This is a genomic window from Helicobacter sp. 23-1045 (assembly GCF_053654655.1).
In genome coordinates, this window is record NZ_JBSIUR010000028.1 from 1 (window position 1) to 901 (window position 901).

1 tRNA gene and 1 pseudogene are annotated in these 901 nt (G+C 43.2%); both read left to right on the forward strand.

The features are described from left to right. The first annotated feature begins 148 nt into the window (after nucleotides 1-148). Nucleotides 149-236 (forward strand) — tRNA-Ser (locus ACWIUE_RS11885). A gap of 19 nt (nucleotides 237-255) precedes the next feature. Then, nucleotides 256-901: pseudogene (locus ACWIUE_RS11890) on the forward strand (hypothetical protein); the annotation flags it as partial.

The window sequence follows — 901 nt, forward strand, 5'->3', positions numbered from 1 at the left end:
CTTAAAGTTTGCTTAAAGTAAGATTAAAATTTGCTTAAAGTGGTGTTTTTTGTGGGTAGATTCTGCGAAATATACGAAAAACGCAGAATCTACGCGGAAAATATAATTTTTAACAAAATTTTGCTATCATCGCATTTTTTTAGAGGATAGAGAGGTGTCCGAGTGGTTGAAGGAGCACGCCTGGAACGCGTGTAACGAGCAATCGTTCGAGGGTTCGAATCCCTTCCTCTCTGCCATTTTACACAAGGCATTTAGTTGAAATTACCAAATTTAGCGAAGTTAAATCCCACACTAGATTCTGCGAATCCCTACCCCCAAATCGCCATTTACGCTACCCTTTGCATTGCGCTTCTAATCTGCGTTTTTAACCCCTACGCGCTTTATAATAGCGATATTACGCAGTTTGATTCTACGCAGACAAAAGCGACACTTGGTGCGCTCTTTGGGGCGTTTTTATTGGCGAGTTTTAGCGCGATTTATGCCCTTTCATTTATCCCGCAAAAGTGGCAGAAAATCCCCGCCTTTGCGTTAAGCGTGGCACTTTTTATCGGCATTGCGTATAGTTTTATTTTCACGGGCGATTATGGCGCGATGGATCACTTTGTGTTTCAAAGGACGCCTTTTGATGATAAAGACGCGCTTGTGAGTGCCGCAAGGGAGTTTGTTTTGGTGCTTTGCGGGGGCGTGCTTTTTGTGGCGTTTGCGCTAAAATATTTGCTCTTTGCGTGGAGGATAGTTTTTGTTACGCTGATTGTTGTAAGTGGCGTGAATGCGGTGCAAATCGCTAAAAAACGCATAGATTCTTCTGTCATTTTGAGCGAAGCGAAAAATCTCAAAAGTAGAGATTCTTCGCTCGCTTCGCTCACTCAGAATGACAATATGGATTCTGCCCCCCCCCAAA